The sequence below is a fragment of the Glaciecola sp. 2405UD65-10 genome, assembly GCF_048820975.1.
Lineage (GTDB): Bacteria > Pseudomonadota > Gammaproteobacteria > Enterobacterales > Alteromonadaceae > Glaciecola.
In genome coordinates this window covers 1,461,473-1,480,959 of sequence record NZ_JBMEUF010000001.1, presented here as the reverse complement: position 1 = coordinate 1,480,959, position 19,487 = coordinate 1,461,473, and the positions used below count along the sequence as shown (strand labels likewise).

The 19,487-nt window shown below is 40.5% G+C and carries 20 protein-coding genes; 11 read left to right on the top strand and 9 right to left on the bottom strand.

What is annotated here, in order from left to right:
• Positions 1 to 10: 10 nt before the first annotated feature.
• From ftsA to mutT, 6 genes are all read left to right on the top strand, one after another.
• Positions 11 to 1,240 (top strand): cell division protein FtsA, encoded by a 1,230-nt coding sequence (gene ftsA / locus ACOI22_RS06755; protein ID WP_420671251.1) that lies wholly within the window; start codon positions 11 to 13, stop codon positions 1,238 to 1,240.
• A 73-nt stretch (positions 1,241 to 1,313) separates the two neighbouring features.
• Positions 1,314 to 2,459: a cell division protein FtsZ gene (gene ftsZ / locus ACOI22_RS06750; protein ID WP_420671250.1), complete on the top strand. Its 1,146-nt coding sequence runs from the start codon at positions 1,314 to 1,316 to the stop codon at positions 2,457 to 2,459.
• Positions 2,460 to 2,733: 274 nt separating this feature from the next.
• A complete protein-coding gene (gene lpxC, locus ACOI22_RS06745; RefSeq protein WP_420671249.1) occupies positions 2,734 to 3,663 on the top strand; it encodes a UDP-3-O-acyl-N-acetylglucosamine deacetylase in 930 nt (309 codons plus the stop codon).
• Positions 3,664 to 3,953: 290 nt separating this feature from the next.
• Positions 3,954 to 4,826 (top strand): M23 family metallopeptidase, encoded by an 873-nt coding sequence (locus ACOI22_RS06740; RefSeq protein WP_420671248.1) that lies wholly within the window; start codon positions 3,954 to 3,956, stop codon positions 4,824 to 4,826.
• Between the two features lie 174 nt (positions 4,827 to 5,000).
• Positions 5,001 to 7,709: a preprotein translocase subunit SecA gene (gene secA / locus ACOI22_RS06735; RefSeq protein WP_420671247.1), complete on the top strand. Its 2,709-nt coding sequence runs from the start codon at positions 5,001 to 5,003 to the stop codon at positions 7,707 to 7,709.
• Positions 7,710 to 7,713: 4 nt separating this feature from the next.
• On the top strand, positions 7,714 to 8,133 hold the full coding sequence (mutT, locus tag ACOI22_RS06730) for an 8-oxo-dGTP diphosphatase MutT (RefSeq protein WP_420671246.1): 420 nt from the start codon (positions 7,714 to 7,716) through the stop codon (positions 8,131 to 8,133).
• A gap of 33 nt (positions 8,134 to 8,166) precedes the next feature.
• On the opposite strand, the gene ACOI22_RS06725 is transcribed toward mutT, so the two are convergent.
• Entirely contained in the window at positions 8,167 to 8,439 is a 273-nt protein-coding gene (locus ACOI22_RS06725; protein WP_420671245.1) for a hypothetical protein, read from the bottom strand.
• Between the two features lie 471 nt (positions 8,440 to 8,910).
• On the opposite strand from ACOI22_RS06725, the gene ACOI22_RS06720 reads away from it, so the two are divergent.
• The 3 genes from ACOI22_RS06720 to ACOI22_RS06710 all read left to right on the top strand — a co-directional run bounded on the left by ACOI22_RS06720 (position 8,911) and on the right by ACOI22_RS06710 (position 10,822).
• Positions 8,911 to 9,375 carry a nuclear transport factor 2 family protein gene (locus tag ACOI22_RS06720; protein WP_420671244.1) on the top strand — a complete coding sequence of 155 codons (465 nt, stop codon included), beginning with the start codon at positions 8,911 to 8,913 and terminating at the stop codon, positions 9,373 to 9,375.
• Positions 9,376 to 9,503: 128 nt separating this feature from the next.
• Positions 9,504 to 9,812, top strand: coding sequence for a hypothetical protein (locus tag ACOI22_RS06715; RefSeq protein WP_420671243.1), 309 nt, complete (start codon positions 9,504 to 9,506; stop codon positions 9,810 to 9,812).
• 119 nt (positions 9,813 to 9,931) lie between these two features.
• A complete protein-coding gene (locus ACOI22_RS06710) occupies positions 9,932 to 10,822 on the top strand; it encodes a trypsin-like serine protease (protein ID WP_420671242.1) in 891 nt (296 codons plus the stop codon).
• 268 nt (positions 10,823 to 11,090) lie between these two features.
• Here the strand turns inward: ACOI22_RS06710 and ACOI22_RS06705 are convergent, their stop codons facing one another.
• The 8 genes from ACOI22_RS06705 to nadC form a co-directional block, all read right to left on the bottom strand.
• Positions 11,091 to 11,990, bottom strand: a complete 900-nt coding sequence (locus tag ACOI22_RS06705; RefSeq protein ID WP_420671241.1) for an aspartoacylase — start codon at positions 11,988 to 11,990, stop codon at positions 11,091 to 11,093.
• A 16-nt stretch (positions 11,991 to 12,006) separates the two neighbouring features.
• A complete protein-coding gene (gene yacG, locus ACOI22_RS06700; RefSeq protein ID WP_420671240.1) occupies positions 12,007 to 12,246 on the bottom strand; it encodes a DNA gyrase inhibitor YacG in 240 nt (79 codons plus the stop codon).
• Positions 12,247 to 12,281: 35 nt separating this feature from the next.
• On the bottom strand, positions 12,282 to 13,034 hold the full coding sequence (gene zapD / locus ACOI22_RS06695; RefSeq protein ID WP_420671239.1) for a cell division protein ZapD: 753 nt from the start codon (positions 13,032 to 13,034) through the stop codon (positions 12,282 to 12,284).
• A 62-nt stretch (positions 13,035 to 13,096) separates the two neighbouring features.
• Entirely contained in the window at positions 13,097 to 13,738 is a 642-nt protein-coding gene (gene coaE / locus ACOI22_RS06690; RefSeq protein ID WP_420671238.1) for a dephospho-CoA kinase, read from the bottom strand.
• Positions 13,739 to 13,764: 26 nt separating this feature from the next.
• Positions 13,765 to 14,625, bottom strand: coding sequence for a prepilin peptidase (locus ACOI22_RS06685; RefSeq protein WP_420671237.1), 861 nt, complete (start codon positions 14,623 to 14,625; stop codon positions 13,765 to 13,767).
• 79 nt (positions 14,626 to 14,704) lie between these two features.
• Positions 14,705 to 15,913, bottom strand: coding sequence for a type II secretion system F family protein (locus tag ACOI22_RS06680; protein WP_420671236.1), 1,209 nt, complete (start codon positions 15,911 to 15,913; stop codon positions 14,705 to 14,707).
• A gap of 84 nt (positions 15,914 to 15,997) precedes the next feature.
• Positions 15,998 to 16,426, bottom strand: a complete 429-nt coding sequence (locus tag ACOI22_RS06675; protein WP_420672330.1) for a pilin — start codon at positions 16,424 to 16,426, stop codon at positions 15,998 to 16,000.
• Between the two features lie 228 nt (positions 16,427 to 16,654).
• Complete coding sequence (gene nadC / locus ACOI22_RS06670) at positions 16,655 to 17,503, bottom strand: carboxylating nicotinate-nucleotide diphosphorylase (RefSeq protein ID WP_420671235.1); 849 nt, start codon at positions 17,501 to 17,503, stop codon at positions 16,655 to 16,657.
• 143 nt (positions 17,504 to 17,646) lie between these two features.
• Here nadC and ampE point away from each other — a divergent pair, with 143 nt between their 5' ends.
• Together ampE and ACOI22_RS06660 are read left to right on the top strand one after the other, a co-directional pair.
• Positions 17,647 to 18,492 (top strand): regulatory signaling modulator protein AmpE, encoded by an 846-nt coding sequence (ampE, locus tag ACOI22_RS06665; RefSeq protein ID WP_420671234.1) that lies wholly within the window; start codon positions 17,647 to 17,649, stop codon positions 18,490 to 18,492.
• A 190-nt stretch (positions 18,493 to 18,682) separates the two neighbouring features.
• Entirely contained in the window at positions 18,683 to 19,456 is a 774-nt protein-coding gene (locus ACOI22_RS06660; protein WP_420671233.1) for a GntR family transcriptional regulator, read from the top strand.
• The last annotated feature ends 31 nt before the right edge of the window (positions 19,457 to 19,487 follow it).

Genomic DNA, 19,487 nt, shown 5'->3' with positions numbered 1-19,487 from the left:
GATAATAATTGTGTCTAAAACTTTAGATAGAGACCTAATTGTTGGATTGGATATTGGCACGAGTACCGTGAAAGCGGTTTTAGGTGAAATACTTGATGATGGCAACATTAGCATAGTAGGTGTGGGGAAGCACAAAAGCCGAGGTATGGAAAAAGGCGGCGTGAACGATCTTAACTTAGTGGTTGATTCAGTGCGCCACGCAATTAATGAAATGGAATTAATGGCCGATTGCCATATATCTAGCGTGTTTATGTCTATTAGTGGACGCCATGTTCAGTGCCAGAATGAATCAGGCATGGTGCCAATTAATAATCAGGAAGTTACACAAGACGACGTTGACAACGTTATTCATGCAGCCCGCTCAGTTCCTATGGCTGCAGAGCGCAAATTATTGCATGTATTGCCGCAAGAATACGTTATTGATGTCCAAGAAGGCATCAAAAATCCTATTGGTATGAGTGGCGTAAGAATGGTTGCCGCAGCACATATTATTACTTGTGCTGATGACATGGCTAAGAATTTAGTAAAATGTGTAGAAAACTGTGACCTAGACGTTGATCAAACTATTTTCAGCGCTTTAGCCTCAAGCTATGCCGTTTTAACTGATGATGAAAAAGAATTAGGCGTTTGTGTGGCAGATATTGGGGGCGGAACTCTTGATATAGTCATTTACACAGACGGCGCAATAAGACATACTGCTGTTATACCATTGGCGGGAAACCAAATTACGAGCGATATCGCTAAAATTTTCCGAACACCAATGAACAATGCAGAGCAAATTAAAGTTAATTACGCTTGTGCATTAAAAGATATGGTTAGCATGGAAGAAACAATTGATGTGCCAAGTGTTGGAGGCCGACCTGCTCGTGCTATGTCACGCCACACACTTGCGGAAGTAATAGAGCCTCGTTATCACGAGCTACTAGAAATTGCTTACGATCACATCAAAGCTAGCGGTTTAGAAGAACAAATAGCAGCTGGTTTAGTGATTACTGGCGGTACAGCCAAAATGGAAGGTGCCGTTGAATTCGCAGAAGAAATTTTCCAAATGCCAGTACGCGTCGGCAAGCCTCACAGTGTAAAGGGCTTAGCTGAATATGTAGATGATCCCTGCTTTGCAACAGCGGTAGGCTTACTACAGTACGGTAAACAAAATACTAATAATAAAAAATCGTCATCTAGACATGACGAAGATAGCGTTTTCAAACGCATCAAAACGTGGTTCAAAGGTGCATTTTAGGGGGCTTTTGAACTAGGCGCTAAAACAATAACGAGCCAGGTATGCACTGGCTCAAACGGTCTCGGAGAATATTATGTTCGAACTGATGGATACACCTACCGACGAAGCGGTCATTAAAGTCGTTGGCGTGGGTGGTGGTGGCGGAAACGCCGTTGAATACATGGTTTCACAAACAATAGAAGGCGTAGATTTCATCGCCATGAATACTGATGCACAGGCTCTTAAAAAGTCAACGGCAACAGTTAAAATACAAATTGGTAGCGAGCTTACTAAGGGTTTAGGCGCAGGCGCTGATCCAAACGTAGGGCGTGAAGCTGCTCATGAAGACCGCGAAAAAATTCGCCAGTCTTTAGATGGTGCAGATATGGTGTTTATTACCGCCGGTATGGGTGGTGGCACGGGTACAGGCGCTGCACCAGAAGTAGCTAAACTTGCTAAAGATATGGGCATTCTTACTGTGGCAGTAGTCACTAAACCTTTCCCTTTTGAAGGCAGAAAGCGCTTAGACTTTGCTAATCAAGGTATTGCTGAATTAGGCAAATATGTTGATTCTTTAATAACCATTCCTAACGAAAAATTGTTAAAAGTAATGGGCAAAGGCACACCGCTTCTACAAGCATTTAGTGCAGCTAACGATGTACTTAAAGGCTCTGTGCAGGGCATTGCAGAACTTATTACTCGTACTGGTTTAGTTAACGTGGATTTCGCTGACGTTAAAACCGTTATGTCTGAAATGGGCACTGCTATGATGGGAAGTGGTATTGGACGTGGTGAAGACCGCGCCGAAGAAGCTGCTGAAGCTGCTATTGCATGTCCGTTACTTGAAGATATTGATTTGTCAGGTGCACGAGGCATTCTGGTAAATATTACTGCCGGTTTAGACTTCGCCATTGATGAATACGAAGTAATTGGTAACGCGGTAAAAGCGTTTGCCTCTGAAAACGCAACGCTAGTTGTAGGAACAGTAATTGATCCTGAACTTGAGAATGAGATTCGCGTGACCGTTGTTGCTACAGGCATAGGCGCTGAGCGTAAACCAGATATTTCACTTATCAAGAAAGATGGTCATACTCCGCCAAATGGTGGCCGTGAAATGACAGGCACTAGCGATGCTCGCCCTTCTGTAGATAGCACACAAGCTGTAAGGGCTGAAGAAGAGCAGGTTGAAGAACTTGATTACTTGGATATCCCTGCGTTTTTACGTAGGCAGGCTGATTAAGTCAAACTAGTTATACAAGGCTTTGGTTTTTAAACCATTTTCAAAAGCACAGCTCATAAAAAGCTGTGCTTTTTTGCGTTTTAAGCCGAATATTTTGTAAAAGAAAGTCAGCTAAGTAATCATCTATTTTAGATGTTGTACAAAAGTATATACTTTTAAGGGTGGTCTGAGCAGTTGGTTTTTTAACAGAAATAGCTTGCAAAATTTAAAGCCCTTGATGTTATTAGACTATTTAAGTATAATGCGCGGCTGTCCCACATTAATAAGGTATGACATGTTAAAACAACGCACTATTAAAACATCAATTACCGAAACGGGTATTGGCTTACATAAAGGCCGTAAAGTCACCATGACCTTACGCCCAGCCCCAGCTGATACCGGTATCGTATTTCGCCGCATGGATGTTAATCCACCTGCGGATATACATGCGAACGCCAAGGATGTGGGCGACACTATGTTATGTACATGTATTACAAATGCCGAAGGCCACTCAATTCATACAGTAGAGCACCTTGCTTCAGCTCTATCGGGTTTAGGTATTGATAACATTATTGTTGAAGTAGACAGCCATGAGCTTCCTATATTAGACGGCAGCGCTAGCCCATTTATTTTTCTTCTCCAAAGCGCTGGTGTGAGCGAATTAGATAAACCTAAAAAGTTTATTCGAGTGAACAAAACAATCCGTGTTGAAGACGGTGACAAATGGGCTGAATTTAGACCTTACAATGGGTTTAAAGTTGATTTTAGAATTGACTTTGCTCACCCTGCTATTTCGCAGTCTCGCCAGCATTGTGTATTAGATTTTTCTAAAGATTCATACATTGATGAAATTAGCCGCGCGCGCACTTTTGGTTTTATGCGTGACCTTGAAACAATGAATTCGATGAATTTAGCGTTAGGTGGCAGCATGGACAATGCCGTTGCCTTAGATGAGTTCCGTGTATTAAATCCAGAAGGTTTACGATATTCTGATGAATTTTTGAAACACAAAATTCTAGATGCCGTGGGTGATTTATTTTTAGGTGGTCATAACTTGATTGGTGAGCTAGTGGCTTATAAAACGGGCCATGGTCTTAATAATAAGCTGCTCAACGCTATTTTGAATGAAAAGTCAGCTTGGGAATATGTTGAGTTTGAAGACGAAGAAAGCATGCCTATTAAGTATATTGAAAACTCATCTCACTTAGGTGTTAATTTCGCGTAGAAAAAACGCGCATGATTCTTGCTTAAATATTGTACTATCCAGAGGTGAATTTGTAGCTAAACTAAGCTCTTGTAAGTATTCATTTAGTTATACCAAAGTAATTTAATGAATGCTTACAACACTAATAAAATAAAGGCTTAATGGTATTTAATTGGGGATGTATTCCACAATAGTTATAGTTGTTTATAAGTTTGTGTATATAATTTTGTTCCAATTGGCCGATAAGCTTACTACACTGCGTAGCAAGTATTTAATGAAATACAGATTGTCAAAGAGAAGAACTAGAAACCATGAGCATTACCATATTAGTAAAGGGCAAAAATACCAGAATCGCTAAGCGTATTTCGATTCGTAAAACGGTAAGCCTTTTAGTGGGTGTTTCTCTAGTTTTACTTGTATCAAGCCGTTCTACCGAGTCAGTGTTTGAGAACCAAATTCGCCTTAATGTGGTGAAAACAGGCTTGCAAGAACAAGTAGACCTTGTAAACGAACTTCATGACAACACAGATCAAAAAATTGATGGCCTAATCCAGCAACTTGCATCTATGCAATCTCAACTAAACCACTTAGATACTATGTCAGCAAACATGGCTGAAAAAAGTGGTTTAAATATAGAAGATTTCGCATTATCAGATGAAGTTCGAACGAACTTAAGTAAAGACGCAAAGTTGACTACACAAATAGAAAAAATGTCTGATGCACTTGAATTTAAAATTCAACAACTCAATGCCCTTGAATCTATTTTATTAGGCCTCAATATAGAACAAGAAAGCAAATTGGCTGGCAGGCCGATTGGTAAGGGTTGGTTATCTTCTTATTATGGCGTTCGCAAAGACCCATTCTCTGGCACTCCAGCTATGCATAAAGGCATTGATTTCGCTGGCAAGGTTGGAAGCGAAGTTATTGCTACCGGTGCAGGCGTAGTAACATGGGCAAGTGAACGTTATGGCTATGGCCATTTAATAGAAATAGATCACGGAAACGGTTTAAAAACGCGCTACGGCCATAACCACACGTTAACGGTTGAAGTTGGAGATGTTGTGACCAAAGGACAGGCTGTTGCTTTAATGGGTAACTCAGGTCGTTCTACAGGGCCACATGTTCACTATGAAGTGCTAAAAGATGGCCGCCAAGTAGATCCCCTTCCATATATTTACAAATAGTCTTATAAATAGTTTTTATAAAATCTGCCAATACCAATTTGCTTAAGAATTTTTACGATGCGGGTAAGTGTTTAACGCTTTTACTGCTATCGTATTTTTACCGCCATATTAGGACGCTTTTGTGCTAACATGCGCTTTTTTTAACGCAAATTAGAAATTGGACGTCTTCATCGCATGTTCGCTAGTATATTTAAGAAGATTTTTGGTACCCGTAACAGCCGTTTATTGAAAAAGTTACGTAAAACAGTCACGCAAATTAATGCTCTTGAGCCAACTATCGAAGCACTTAGTGACGACGAGCTTAAAGCTAAAACCGCTGAGTTTAAAAAGCGGCTTGAAGAGGGTGAAACTCTTGATGGCATAATGGTTGAAGCCTTCGCTGTAGTTCGTGAAGCAAGCAAGCGTGTGTATGGTATGCGTCATTTTGATGCGCAAATGAAAGGTGGCCTCGTTCTTCACGAAGGCAAAATTTCTGAAATGCGCACCGGTGAAGGTAAAACACTTACCGCAACTCTCCCTACTTATCTAAATGCATTATCAGGGAAAGGCGTGCACGTTATTACCGTGAATGACTACCTTGCTACGCGTGATGCTGATTGGAGCCGAAAGTTATTTTCTTTCCTAGGCATGACGGTAGGTTGCAACGTTCCTGGCATGAATTACCAGCAAAAGCTAGAAGCTTATCAAGCGGATGTGCTTTATGGTACAAACAATGAATTTGGTTTTGACTACCTGCGCGATAACATGGCGTTTAGTCCACAAGAGCGTGTGCAGCGTGAATTAAACTTCGCAGTTATTGATGAGGTTGATTCAATCTTAATTGATGAAGCTCGTACGCCACTTATTATTTCAGGCGCGGCTGAAGACAGCTCTGAATTATACAAAAAAATTAATACCCTTATTCCTAAGCTTCAAAAGCAAGACAAAGAAGACGAGGAAGATGCCCACGGCGATGGTCACTACACCATTGATGAAAAAGGCAAGCAAGTTCACTTAACGGAAAATGGTCAAATATTTGTAGAAGAACTTCTTCAAGGCGTAGGCTTAATTGAAGAGGGCGACTCTTTATTTGCCGCTGCTAATATTCCTATGCTTCACCACGTTAATGCAGCTCTTCGCGCGCACAAATTGTTTACTAAAGATGTAGATTACATTGTTAAAGATGATCAAATAGTAATTGTTGATGAGCACACAGGCCGCACAATGGAAGGCAGACGTTGGTCAGAAGGTTTACACCAAGCTGTTGAAGCTAAAGAAGGTGTGAATATTCAAAATGAAAATCAGACCCTAGCATCTATTACGTTCCAGAATTTCTTCAGACTATATAACAAACTAGGCGGGATGACCGGTACCGCTGAAACCGAAGCGTTTGAATTCCATAGTATATATGGGCTTGAAACCGTGGTAATTCCTACTAATAAACCTATGGTAAGAAAAGACCACGCTGATAAGATTTACTTAACAGCAGAAGATAAGTACCTTGCCATTATTGAAGATATTAAAGAGTGCGTAGAGCGCGGTCAACCGGTGCTTGTAGGTACTATTTCTATTGAAAATTCAGAATTATTATCGAGTTTGCTGAAGAAAAATAAGATTAAACATAAAGTACTAAATGCGAAATTCCACGCAGAAGAAGCCGATATAGTTGCGCAAGCGGGTATGCCTAAAGCGGTTACTATTGCTACCAACATGGCAGGTCGTGGAACAGATATAGTACTAGGTGGTAACTTAGATGTTGTAATCGACAATTTAAAAGAACCAAGCGAATCTGCGATTAATACTTTAAAAGAACAGTGGAAAGAGCGTCATGATGCGGTATTAGCATCAGGTGGTTTGCATATTATAGGCACCGAGCGCCATGAATCGCGCCGTATTGATAATCAGCTTCGCGGGCGTTCAGGTCGTCAAGGTGATCCAGGTTCTTCACGATTCTACTTAGCACTTGACGATCCATTAATGCGTATATTTGCCTCTGAAAAAATGGGCAATATGATGAAGCGCATGGGTATGGAAAAAGGTGAAGCTATTGAGCACCCTTGGGTATCAAGAGCAATTGAAAATGCCCAGCGCAAAGTTGAAGGGCGTAACTTTGATATTCGTAAACAACTTCTTGAGTACGATGATGTAGCAAATGACCAACGTAAAGTCATTTATGATCAACGTAACGAGTTGTTAGATGAGGGGGATATTCAAAGCACTATTACTAATATACGCAATGACGTTGTAAACACGGTTATTAGCCAATATATTCCGCCTCAGTCATTGGAAGAAATGTGGGATGTTGCCGGCCTTGAAGAGCGTTTACGCGGTGATTTCTTATTAGATTTACCATTACAAAAAATGCTTGATGAAGATGACAAATTATACGAAGAAAAATTGCGTGAATTTGTTCATGAGCAAATAACGAATGCTTACAGCGAAAAAGAAAAAGCAGTGGGTACTGATGTACTGCGCCAGTTTGAAAAAGCGGTTATGCTACAAACCCTTGACGGGCATTGGAAAGAGCATTTGGCCGCTATGGATTATTTGCGCCAGAGTATTCACTTGCGTTCTTATGCTCAGAAGAATCCGAAGCAAGAATATAAGCGCGAATCATTTGAGTTGTTTTCTGAAATGTTAGACAACTTAAAAATTGAAGTTATTAGTATACTTAGTAAAGTTCAAGTGCGTGAAGAATCTGATGTTGAAGCGGTTGAAGCACAACGACGCCGTGCCGAAGTTGAAAAGAACTTTGAGCATAAAGAAGCTGAATCAGCTACGCACCCAAGTGATGTTGAGAAAGCTCAATCACCGCAGCGCCAAGGTCCTAAAGTGGGTCGAAATGAGCCTTGCCCGTGTGGTTCAGGTAAAAAATATAAACAATGCTGTGGTAAATTAAGCTAATACTATGACGAAACAAGCCCCTTCTACCCATAAATTGAAACAAATTGACGTGGCAGTAGGGGTTGTCTTCAAAGACAATTTATTCTTTGTTTGCCGCCGCGAAAATCATAAACATCAAGGCGGTAAATGGGAATTTCCTGGCGGTAAAATTGAGCCTGGTGAATCCCCCGAGCAAGCCCTTGCTCGTGAACTCAAAGAAGAAATATCCATTGTAGTAGAGCAATGTAAAGCCCTTCCCAATATCACCTTCACCTATCCAGAAGTTCGGGTAAGCTTGCACGTATACCTGGTTGATAAATTCAGCGGAAATGCCATAGGGGCAGAGGGTCAAGAAGCTAAATGGTGTGATATTAATACACTGCAAACATTAGATTTTCCTGACGCAAACAAGCAAATTATTGAAACCTTGGTTAAGTCATTTTAAAACGTAAACTAATAAAATAAAAAGGCCTCGACGTCACAACTCTCCACCGTCATCGCAGCTAACTACAGTCATCGTGGCGAAGGCCACGACCTCATAGCTAACTACCGTCATCGTGGCGAAGGCCACGACCTCATAGCTAACTACCGTCATCGTGGCGAAGGCCACGACCTCATAGCTAACTACCGTCATCGTGGCGAAGGCCTCGACCTCATAGCTAACTACTGTCATCGTGGCGAAGGCCACGACCTGATAGCTAAATACTGTCATCGTGGCGAAGGCCACGACCTCGCAGCTAACTCCCGTCATCGTGGCGAAGGCCACGACCTAACAAACCTACCTCAAACCCAATATCCTTTATTTAAAATAGATTAAAAATTTAAAGATTTTGAAATGAGTGTAGTTGTTGGTTACTATGAGATCATTGTAATAAGGTGTTAGCAGTAGAATTATTTAAATATTATTAGCTGGCATGCGCTAGGAAATATAAACATCGCATCATGGGCAGTTTTTAAAAGGTGTTGGCAATTTCGGTTTAATGCTTTTTAAGCCAAACAAGTTGTTACTTAATTCAAGCTAAAAATAAACAAAGGACGTTATTTTGCTTTCCAGACAATGTCGTATTAATCTACCAATAATTATCAATGTATCGTTATCAACGTTTACGGGTGGAGCGCGCTTGTGAGTTCATCATTTTATGCTAACAAACCATTGAATCGGACAAAAATAAAAGGCAATTTTCGCCGTTTAATGCGGCGTTAGGCATACAAGGAGAGTTCAGTGAAAAAGTTAACTTTAGTATTCATATCCCTTATTTTTTCTTTTTCAACTTCTGCGAATGACAAGTTCACGGCGGAACAGTTAATCGAAAAAGCAAAGGTATTTGTATCAGCCAAAAATGCACGCCAACAACCAAATACAACCACTAAAGAAATAGACCAATTTATATCGTTGTTATCTGATAATTTTATTGATGAGCATGTTAAATATAATTTTTCGTATACTGATAAGTCGAAACTCCGTTCAGATATGGTTGGTAAACTAAAAGATAAAGTTATAAACAGTAACATTGAGATAAATGAAATTATGGTAGGGGCTAATGTTGTTTTTATAAAAATGACTGAAGTAGGTAAAGTTAAGCCTTCACATTTAGATAAAACCATTGGATATAGTAAAACTAATATTGTCTCATTAGAGTTCAACGAGTCAGGTTTAATAAAGCATATCCGCCGACATCACGGTTGATGTAAGCCTAACAAGTGGTTCAAGAAGGTCTCGTAATAGCTTGCTCGAGCCTTCGGCAAACATTTTAGCAAGCTAAACTTCGCCGCTTAATTTGGTGTTAGCTCTTTAAATGAAGGATTTTTTACGTTATGAATTTTAGCAACACAGTATCAATGGCTGCTGGCAGTGGAATTGTCGCGGTGTTTATTTTATTTGCCACAATTGTTATCCATATCCTGTTTGCGATGGGAGTATATTCAGCTGCAAAGCAAGGTGAAGTTGATGGGAGTAAAACATGGTTTATATGGCCGATAGGTTGGTCACTCGCTGTGCTCGTTTTGGGTCCTTTTCTTGCTGGTGTATATTGGATTATCCACCACTCAACGTTTGGTGGTTTCGACAAAAGTAAGATTGAACGAATAAGGTCCCGTAGAAGTCAAATAAACAATGGAAGCTAACAAGAAAATTCAAGCGGACATTGCCAAGAACGGGTAACGCCTCTTAGCAAGGCGATAGGTGCAAAGGGCCGGTAAGCTCAAAAGCTTAAGCTTTTTGTCATTTTCTATAAGGATTTTAGATGAAAAAAATTATTATTTTTGTATTGATGGTTGCTTTTAATTCGCAGGCTGTTGTTAAACGGCATGATGTTAAGTCGGAGCTATACGAACTAAAAAGTCCTCCAGAATACTACGTAGATATGCCTTTTGAAGGAACGGCTGTTTTAATCGATAAAAATTGGTTGTTAGCCCCCGCACATGTGATTTATACGTTTTATTACGATTATCTTGGAAAGCCTCTAGAGGTAGGTGGTGTCGAAAATAGAATAGAAAAAATTGTGTTCCATCCTGAATATGTGCACGACCAAACTGACTGGGGAGATGGTAATCCCCAACCACTGATGGACTTTTTGAATAATCATAGCGATATAGCATTAATAAAACTTTCCAATTCGGTAACTCATATTAATCCAATTACAATTTTTTCCGGAAAAACTGAGTTAGGTCTTAAAGTCACTGTATACGGTAAGGGTGCCGTGGGAAATGGTTTAACTGGTGAAATAAGAGAAACAAAAAATGCAGGTTTTTTAGAAAAAGCTTATAACTGGCTTCGACAACCATTTACAGAGTTGGCACCGACTCAAAAGTTCAGACAGCTTAATTATTATAATAATGTCATAACTGAAGTTGATGAACGCTGGATTAGATTTAAATTTGATGCAGATGAAACGGCATTGCCTTTAGAGGGTACAATAGGCGCAGGGGACAGTGGAGGGCCAGCCGTCATATTTCACGATGATATACCCGTGTTAGTCGGTTTAGCTAGTTGGGTCGAAATAGACTCTCCGTTAAATCAATTTGTCTCCGGAAAATATAATTCAGTTGCAGTTTTTGTCAGAGCGTCATCCTTCAAAAATTGGATTGATGAAGTATTGAATGAAAACAGACGTTCAGATGAAAGCTTGCAATAGTATGCCAACTAAAAAATAAATTAAGTCGCCTGCCTGCGTGCTTGTATCCCATATTTATAAGTTATAACGCGGACTCTTCTAAGCTTACAGTGTTCAAATTTTGTGATGCTGCAGATTCAGAGCTTGCTTTAATATTCTAGTGAGGGTGAATTAGGAGGTCGAGGCCTTCGCCACGATGACGGAGGTCGAGGCCTTCGCCACGATGACGGAATTGATGGCAGCCAAGATGACGGAGCTGCTGGTAGCCACGACGGCAGGCGCTACAAACTTAGAACAAACACTTACTTGAAGTTGCGAAAGCTAAATGTAAGTGATTGTATGCTGCTTCTCCAATAAAATGAGGGTAGGTGTCTTCCTCATCCCACATTATTTCATTGCCGTCAAAATCAATAAAGCAAGGCGAGCCTTTTGCTAGCAAAGTAAAGTCTTGCCCATCAAGTTGTGGGTGAATCATAGCGGCTTTTTGAGTCGCGCCATCAACGGTTATGGTAGGGAAGGCAATTTCTTGACCCAACCTAAATGCTTCAACAGGCTCCATCGCACAAAGTGTATTTGAATTATATGCTTCAACAAAGCTAAGAATTAGCTCTGTCATCTTTACGGTTTCGGCATAAGCCTTAGCTTTTAAGATCCCTTGGGCTTGCGGACCCACTTCAATCATTACGCCTTTGTTGCCCACTGTACACAAATAGCCAAAGTCGTCATACGCTTGGAAGTCTTCAATTAAGATAATAGCCTCGGGCATATTGGTTTTAACAAAACGCGCAAGTTGTTGGTGAAATTCATCATTCACTAAAACAATAAGGGTAGGGCCCATATTGCTAGTGGTATTGTGAATATCTATTAATAAATCAGTGGCGGAGTGACCTTTAGGGCCAAACTTGTCATTAAAACTTTGTGCAATTAAATGCTCATTAAGCCTTGATGCTTTGTTTTCACTCAATGCCTTGTGAGTAAATTGCCTATTCAAATCTTGATCAATAAAGCGCTTGTTTGCCGCCATTGCCATTTGGTTAACTAGGTGTAGTTGAACGGCACTTGATGGCGCAAATTTAGCAATGCGTTCAGGGTTTAATTGCCACTGCTTAATGGCTTGAATCCCTGACATTTCGTTACCATGGGTAGCGGCGGTAATCACAACGTTACTAATAGGCTGCTGGTTAAACATGTAAAAAAGGCCTTACTTATGATTGAAAGAAATCGTCGGCATTTTTAGCCGCTTTGGCTAGCATCGCTTCTACTTCTTCAACGTCTATGTTGTCAGGAAGTAGGTCGTGTTGATGTTTATCACTTGGGATGGCATGAGCTTCATCGGCCCATTGGCCAAGATCAATCAATTGGCATCTTTTGCAGCAAAAAGGTCTGAATTCGTAGGCTTCAGACCATTCAATTTGAGTTTTGCACGTAGGGCAGTTAACTTTCATAATAGAGTACTTATATTGAAATTAAGAAGAAATATTTAGCCGCAAGCGAGCTGAAATGTTACGCGAGTAGTTACCGCAGTTGAGCCACTTTCATTAGCATGTAAGCGCATAAATTTCACGCCATAGCGGTTTCTGCTGCCGCTCACAACAGGGTAAATACCGTCGCTATTATCAATTTTTATACGAACCAGTTCAAGCTTCTCTTCAACAGAGCCCTGGTAAAATCCCGTTTTGCACTCTAAGGTTTGAAAGCGTGATTTTTCTCGCAAATAAGCCAGCATCATGGCTAAGGCGTTATCAACTAACTTAAGTTGGTCAATCCAATTTTTCATATCTGCTAGTTTTGGCTCATTATCTTGTTTGAGCCAGCAAAATAGAGCCGGTAAGTCAAAGCTGTTTACGCCGCCAGGAATGCTAAATCGCTGCCTAATACTACTAAGAAAACGCTCTTCGCGTAAACTGGCACCCAGTTTTTTATTCTGCTTAATTTGCGAGCTTAACACGTGTAGGTTCTGTATTGCTTCTTCTAATGCTTTATCATCAATATCAGGGTGTTGTGACCAAAGTACTAGCTTCTTTTCGTGAGAATCTATATCGCGTAAAAAATCGGTACGTAAATCTAAACGGTCTATTAAATCTAAAAGAGTGAATAATATTTCTAGGAAATGTAAGTATTGATAATCGCTTTGCGCTGATTTTGCTTCATGCAATTGGGCGAACAACTGTTCTAGTCGCAAGTAATTTCTCACTTTTTCAGAAAGTGGGAATTCATATAATGCGACTGACATTTTGTTCTCCTTTAAGTAAGTCTTATTCTATATAAGGCGCTAGTGTACGCTATTTTACTTAATTATTTTAGATGTAAGTTTGATTTAGTCATAAGTTTTTTATGTAAATCATTTACTTGTTCAGGCAAGGCATCAAGGTTTTGGCTATTATCAACTATATAGTCCGCTTTTTTAAGCCTTTCACTCCGGCTAATTTGCGCTGCCATAATACCTTGAATTGTTGATTCTTTGCTGCCATCACGTGCCATGGCTCTACTAAGTTGCTGCTGTTCACTTAAATCCACAGCAATACTGGCATTGCAAAAGCCTTCCAATTGATTTTCATATAAGAGCGGCGCAATAAGTAAGCAGTATTCTGACTGTGTATTAGCTAATTGGTTCAGCATTTCTAAGCGAATCAAAGGATGAAGAATGGCATTTAAATCGTTTTTTGCTGCAGTATCGGAAAATACTAGCTCGCGCAAAGCTTGGCGGTTCAGCTCCCCATTTTCCAATAAGATTAATGGGCCAAAGCGTTGTTCAATTGCTTGTAAACCAGACGAATTTGGTGCAACTACTTCTCGAGCAACTACATCGGCATCTACGGTGTCTATACCCTTCGCGGCAAACAAATTACCTACGGTGGTTTTACCCGATCCTATGCCGCCTGTTAAGCCCACTATATATTTCGTTTCTTGTAACTGCCTTATTAACTCTTCTTGCATAAATATCCTTACTTAATGCCAACCTATTATAGAGTTGATAAGTACCAAGTAGCTATATCATTTCCATATAGCATGGTTAAGAATCCTGCCGCAGCTAAATAGGGGCCAAATGGAATGGCTAAGGTGCCATTTTCATTTTTCTTGATCATTAACGCAATACCTACTACGGCACCCACTACTGATGACAGCAAAATAACAATAGGTAAATGTTGCCAACCTACCCATGCACCTATGGCCGCCAGTAATTTAAAATCACCAAAGCCCATTCCCTCTTTACCGGTAAGTAATTTAAAGCCCCAGTACACACTAAATAAGCTTAAGTAGCCAAGCGCAGCGCCAATAATAGCATCGTGCGCATTCATAAGCGGCGAATAAACCGCCATCAACAAACCTAGCCATAGCATGGATAAGGTAAAAATGTCAGGTAATAGCATTTCATCAAGGTCAATGAATGTCATGGCAACAAGTAGCCAAGTTACGAAAATAAAACCGAAAGCAAGCTCGTTGAAGCCTAATTGGTGCGCCACTAAGGTGCTTAAACAAGCGGTGAGTAATTCTACAAAGGGGTAGCGAAACGAAATGGGGGTTTTACACGCACTGCATTTCCCGCGCAAAAACAACCAGCTTATTACTGGAATATTCTCCCATGCTCTAATTTTGTGCTGGCACTTAGGGCAAGTAGAATCAGGCTTAATTAAATTAAAAGTAGGGCGCGTTGAAACGTGGTCTTCGCCCTTAGTATGTTGGTCAACATCATCTTGCCAAGCGTTTTTCATCATAACAGGAATGCGATAAATCACCACGTTTAAAAAACTACCCACTAACAATGAAAGAATAAACACAAAAATTAAATAGGCGAGGGCGTTACTGGCTAAAAATTCAATCATACTTATTCCACATATAAAAAAGGCTTAACATGGTTAAGCCTATAATAACTCTAATAAAGATGCGAGCATACAGTTTGTGTTATACCACGGCACCCATTTGGAAGATAGGTAAATACATAGCAATAATTAAGCCGCCAATCACTACACCTAATACCGCCATAATCAAGGGCTCAAGTAAGCTAGTGAGCCCGTCAACCATGTCGTCAACCTCGGCTTCGTATATGGTTGCAATTTTACTTAGCATTTCGTCAACCGCTCCCGACTCTTCACCAATTGCCACCATTTGCGTCACCATATCGGGAAATACGTTCGTTACGCGCATGGCAACATTCATTTGAATACCGCTGGCAACTTCCTTTTTGATAAACAGTATTGCGTCACGGAATACCGCATTGCCCGAAGCGCCCGCCGCTGAATCTAAAGCGCCAATTAAAGGTACACCTGCTGCAAAGGTAGTTGACAAGGTACGTGTAAAACGTGCGATTGCCGCTTTTTTTAAAATAGCGCCAATAACAGGAATACCCAATATCCGCTTATCAACGTAGTCACGTAATTTAGGAGATTTACGATGGGCACGCACAAACAAGAAACCGCCAGCGGCCATTCCAGCCCCTATAAATATCCCGTAAGTTTGCACAAATTTAGATAACTGTAAAACCATTTGCGTAAAAGCGGGGAGTTCGGCGCCAAAGCCTGCAAATATTTCTTCAAATTGCGGCACCACGAATACGAGTAATACGGTAGTAACAATAAAGGCAACCACAAGAACCGCAATAGGGTAGAACATGGCTTTTTTGATTTTCGATTTTAGCGCTTCTGCTTTTTCCTTATACAGAGCAATTCGGTCATAAATGGTTTCAAGCGCACCCGACTGCTCACCGGTTTCTACTAAATCACAGTATAAATCATCAAATTGAAGGGGGTGTTTGCGCAAGGCATTGGATAAAGGGTTACCCGATTTAACTTCGTTGGTTACGTCACTTAACAACTTACGCATAGATTCTTTGCCGTGGCCTTGGCCAATCATTTCTAAGCTTTGAATTAGTGTGACGCCTGCACCAAGCATGGTGGCTATTTGCCGTGACATTACGCATATATCGGCAGCGGTAATTTTGTCTTTTTTCTTAAAGAAAGGTTTAACTTGTTTTTTGACTTTAGTAGCGGCAATGCCTTGGCGTCGCAATAAGTTTTTAGCTTCACTTAAACTTGCTGCGGCAATTTCACCTCGGTTTTTATTGCCCTTTCTGTCAGAGCCAACCCATAAAAAGGTATCAACTGTTTTCGCCATAATAGCGCTACCCTATTAATAAAAGTTTTAGATACAAAAGCCCAGTAATACTGGGCTTTTCAACGCTTGTTTGTTACTTATAGCTTAGCAATAGTTAGTAGGGTTACAAACTTTCGCCCAAGTAACCTTGCCGTTAGCTAAAGTTGGCGTTAGTGTCATAGTTGCACCAGTATTACCGTTTAGGCCAGCACTGCCACTTGAGGTTGCAGTAATAACACCGTTCGCCGCTACAGTTAAGCCTACCACTTCACTTGTCGGAGTATCTGGGGCACCGGTAACAGCAGCTGGTATGCCGTTATTACCTGACGTACAAGCAGTAAGTGCGCCTTGAACTTGACCACAAACTTCAACTGCAGCTTTCGCGCCTGCCGTTGCGTTTACAACTTCGGTAAATTTAGCTTTGTTTGTGTAATCTTGGTAAGCCGGAAGTGCAATGGCTGCCAAAATACCAATGATTGCTACTACAATCATTAATTCAATAAGGGTGAAACCTTTTTGTTGAGCTTTTTTCATATTAGTCATGGTAGTTCTCCGAGCGTTGTTTGAACGCAATTTTTGTTACAAAGTTAGTTAAAAGTGGTCAATGGATTAGCGTTTAAAGAAACGCCTGTGCCTTGACCTCGGAAATGAGTATATGACGGAAAACGACTATGTGAAGTATGTAGGCGCATACTTAAGTCTTCAAATTGACACAAATAAACGCCACGGATAAGAGGGTTTTTTTTAGTTAAGCTTTTGAAACTATTTAATTAAAAGTGATAAGTCTACCGCTTTTACATGTTTGGTAATAGCTCCTGTTGATACATAATCGACCCCTGTTTTCGCTAGTTCGGTCAGTCTTTCTTCCGTGATATTTCCCGACACTTCTAGTTTACATTGCTTATTATTTAAGATAACTGCTTGATGGATCAGTTCTGTTGAAAAGTTGTCAAGCATAATAATATCGGGGCCTGCAGCAATGGCGGTGCGCAATTCTTCAAGGCTTTCAACCTCTACTTCAACCTTTATTTCAGGATGCAAGCTTTTTGCTTTATTAATTGCAGCTTCTATTGAACCGCAAGCTTTAATGTGATTCTCCTTTATAAGGTATGCGTCAAACAAGCCTATTCTATGATTAGTGCCTCCGCCGCAAGTGACTGCATATTTTTGTGCCAGCCTAAAACTAGGTATGGTTTTGCGGGTATCAAGAAGCTGTGTGCTGCTGCCATTTAAATATTGTGTATATTGATGTGTGGTGGTGGCAGTTGCGCTTAGCATTTGCAAAAAATTAAGGGCAGTGCGCTCTGCTGTTAATAAGCTGCGAGCATTCCCTGACAAATCAACCAAGACCGAGTTAGCTGCTATTTTGTCACCATCTTTATAATGCCATGTTTGCTTAATTGAACTATCTACTTGATTGAACGCTTCTTTGGCCCAGCTCAAACCACATAAAATAATATCTTCACGGGTAATAATATGCGCATCTGCTTGGTGCTCAGCTGGAATGAGCATGGCGGTTACATCATTATTAATAGTTACTTCGCCGCCTAAATCTTCTAGTAATGCAATTTTTACCTGTGCTTCTATGTACTGCGTATTTGGCTGAGTCACTTTACTTCCTATTTTTAAAGATTATTAAACTTGCCGTATTGTACAGAGGCTACATACAAGCGACAAGCCACAAGTAGGTGCGGCAAGTATTCTAATATGCTATAAAATAACGATAATCTACAAATTTAAAAGGAAAGTTCGACGTGACACTATTCACGCTATTAATTGTAATGGCATTAGAACGCATCTCAGTCAAATCAAAACGCTTTCATATAACCACTTTGGCAAACCAATATTTTGCATTTTTAAACAAAAAGCGCATTGTTAAAAATAATAACAGCATAGTAGTGGCTGTTTTAGTGGCAGGCGTACCGGCCGCAATAGCTTTTGCTCTTGTAATTTTGCTTCCAGGCTTGTTTGTGTTTGCTTTATATTTGTTTGCGCTGTGGGTATGTTTAGGCTGCCCTGTAACTAGGCAAACCTATAAACGTTATTTACAAGCAGCTGATAGAGGCGATTTTGAGGCCTGTTCTTTATATAGTGAATCATTTGGTAATAAAGGCGGTGCGCTTTCAGAAGTGGGTAAACAGTTAGTACTGGTTAATTACCGCCAATACGCCAGCGTAATTATATTCTTTGTATTGCTGGGCTTGCCGGGAATGGTGTTTTACTCTATTGCAAAAGAATGGCATTTTTCCTCCCTAAGCACTGGGGGTGGGGATTCAGCAAGCACTGATAACGCTCAGCCATCTAAAGCTAAACGCTTACTTAATATTCTTGATTTTATTCCTGCTCGCATAACTGCTTTTGGTTTCCTTTTGGTAGGTCATTTCAGTAGCGGCCTTGGAAAATGGTTAGAAACTGCTCTTAGCATTAAAATAGACGCCTACGATTTGCTAGCGTCGGTAGCCAAAGCAAGCGAAGCCATCCCAAGTAATGACAAGCCATATTTGAACGAAGCCTTGCAAATGGTCAATTTGGTTAAGCGCAATATTGTGTTCTTATTAATGACAATTTCGGTTATGACTTTAGTCGGATTAGTTGCCTAGGGCTTTACATTTACATTAATTTAATTAAAATGTACCAAATTGGTTAATTGGTATTACCAATTAAATTCTCGATTCGCCAGTATACAGCGCAATTCTACTGAAATCGCTAAATTACTTTAAATTAAAATATTGTGGGGTTATGCTAAGGTATAGCCCGTTTTTTGTACGATTGTTTTAACACTAGGAACGTATGATCAGGCAACCTAAACTTTCTGACGTCATTACCGAGAGACTCGAATCTATGATTGTTGACGGCACCTTGAGTGCTGGAGAAAAGTTATTGCCTGAGCGAGAATTAGCCAGCAAGTTTCAAGTATCACGCCCCTCGTTGCGTGAAGCTATTCAAAACTTACATGCCAAGGGCTTAATTGAGCGCAAACAGGGCGGAGGCACATTTGTGTCGCAGCATCTTAATCGCCGTTTATCTGACCCTCTTTTAGCACTTATTTCTGAGCGCCCTGAAACACAATTTGATTTACTCGAATTTAGACATTCTTTAGAGGGTATGGCTGCTTTCTATGCGGCATTGCGAGGCAGCGCAAATGACAGCGCAGCATTACGAGACGCGCTTGATAAACTCAACAGCGAAGCGTGCAAAATAAACGCCGATGCTGAGGCAGAAGCCTTAGGTGAGTTTTACATGATTATGGCAAAAGCATCACAAAACATGGTGTTAGTGCAGGTTATGCAAGCAGTGCAAGGCATGCTTATTGATAATATTAAACAAAACTTAGCTATGCTGCGAAATGCCTATAGTGCAGCAGGCGACGATATTTCCATTATAAATAACACCATTTTTCAACAACGAGCTGACATTGTATCTGCTATTAGTTCGGGTAATCCTGAATTAGCAAGAGATGCTAGCCACGCGCATTTATCGTATGTTGAAAAAACCTTACTAGAAATAAATCAGAAAGATGCCACTGTGCAACGTAGTTTGCGCAGGATAATAAGTAATGGCTAGTGTGTTTTAGCTAGCAAAACCAGATATGGCT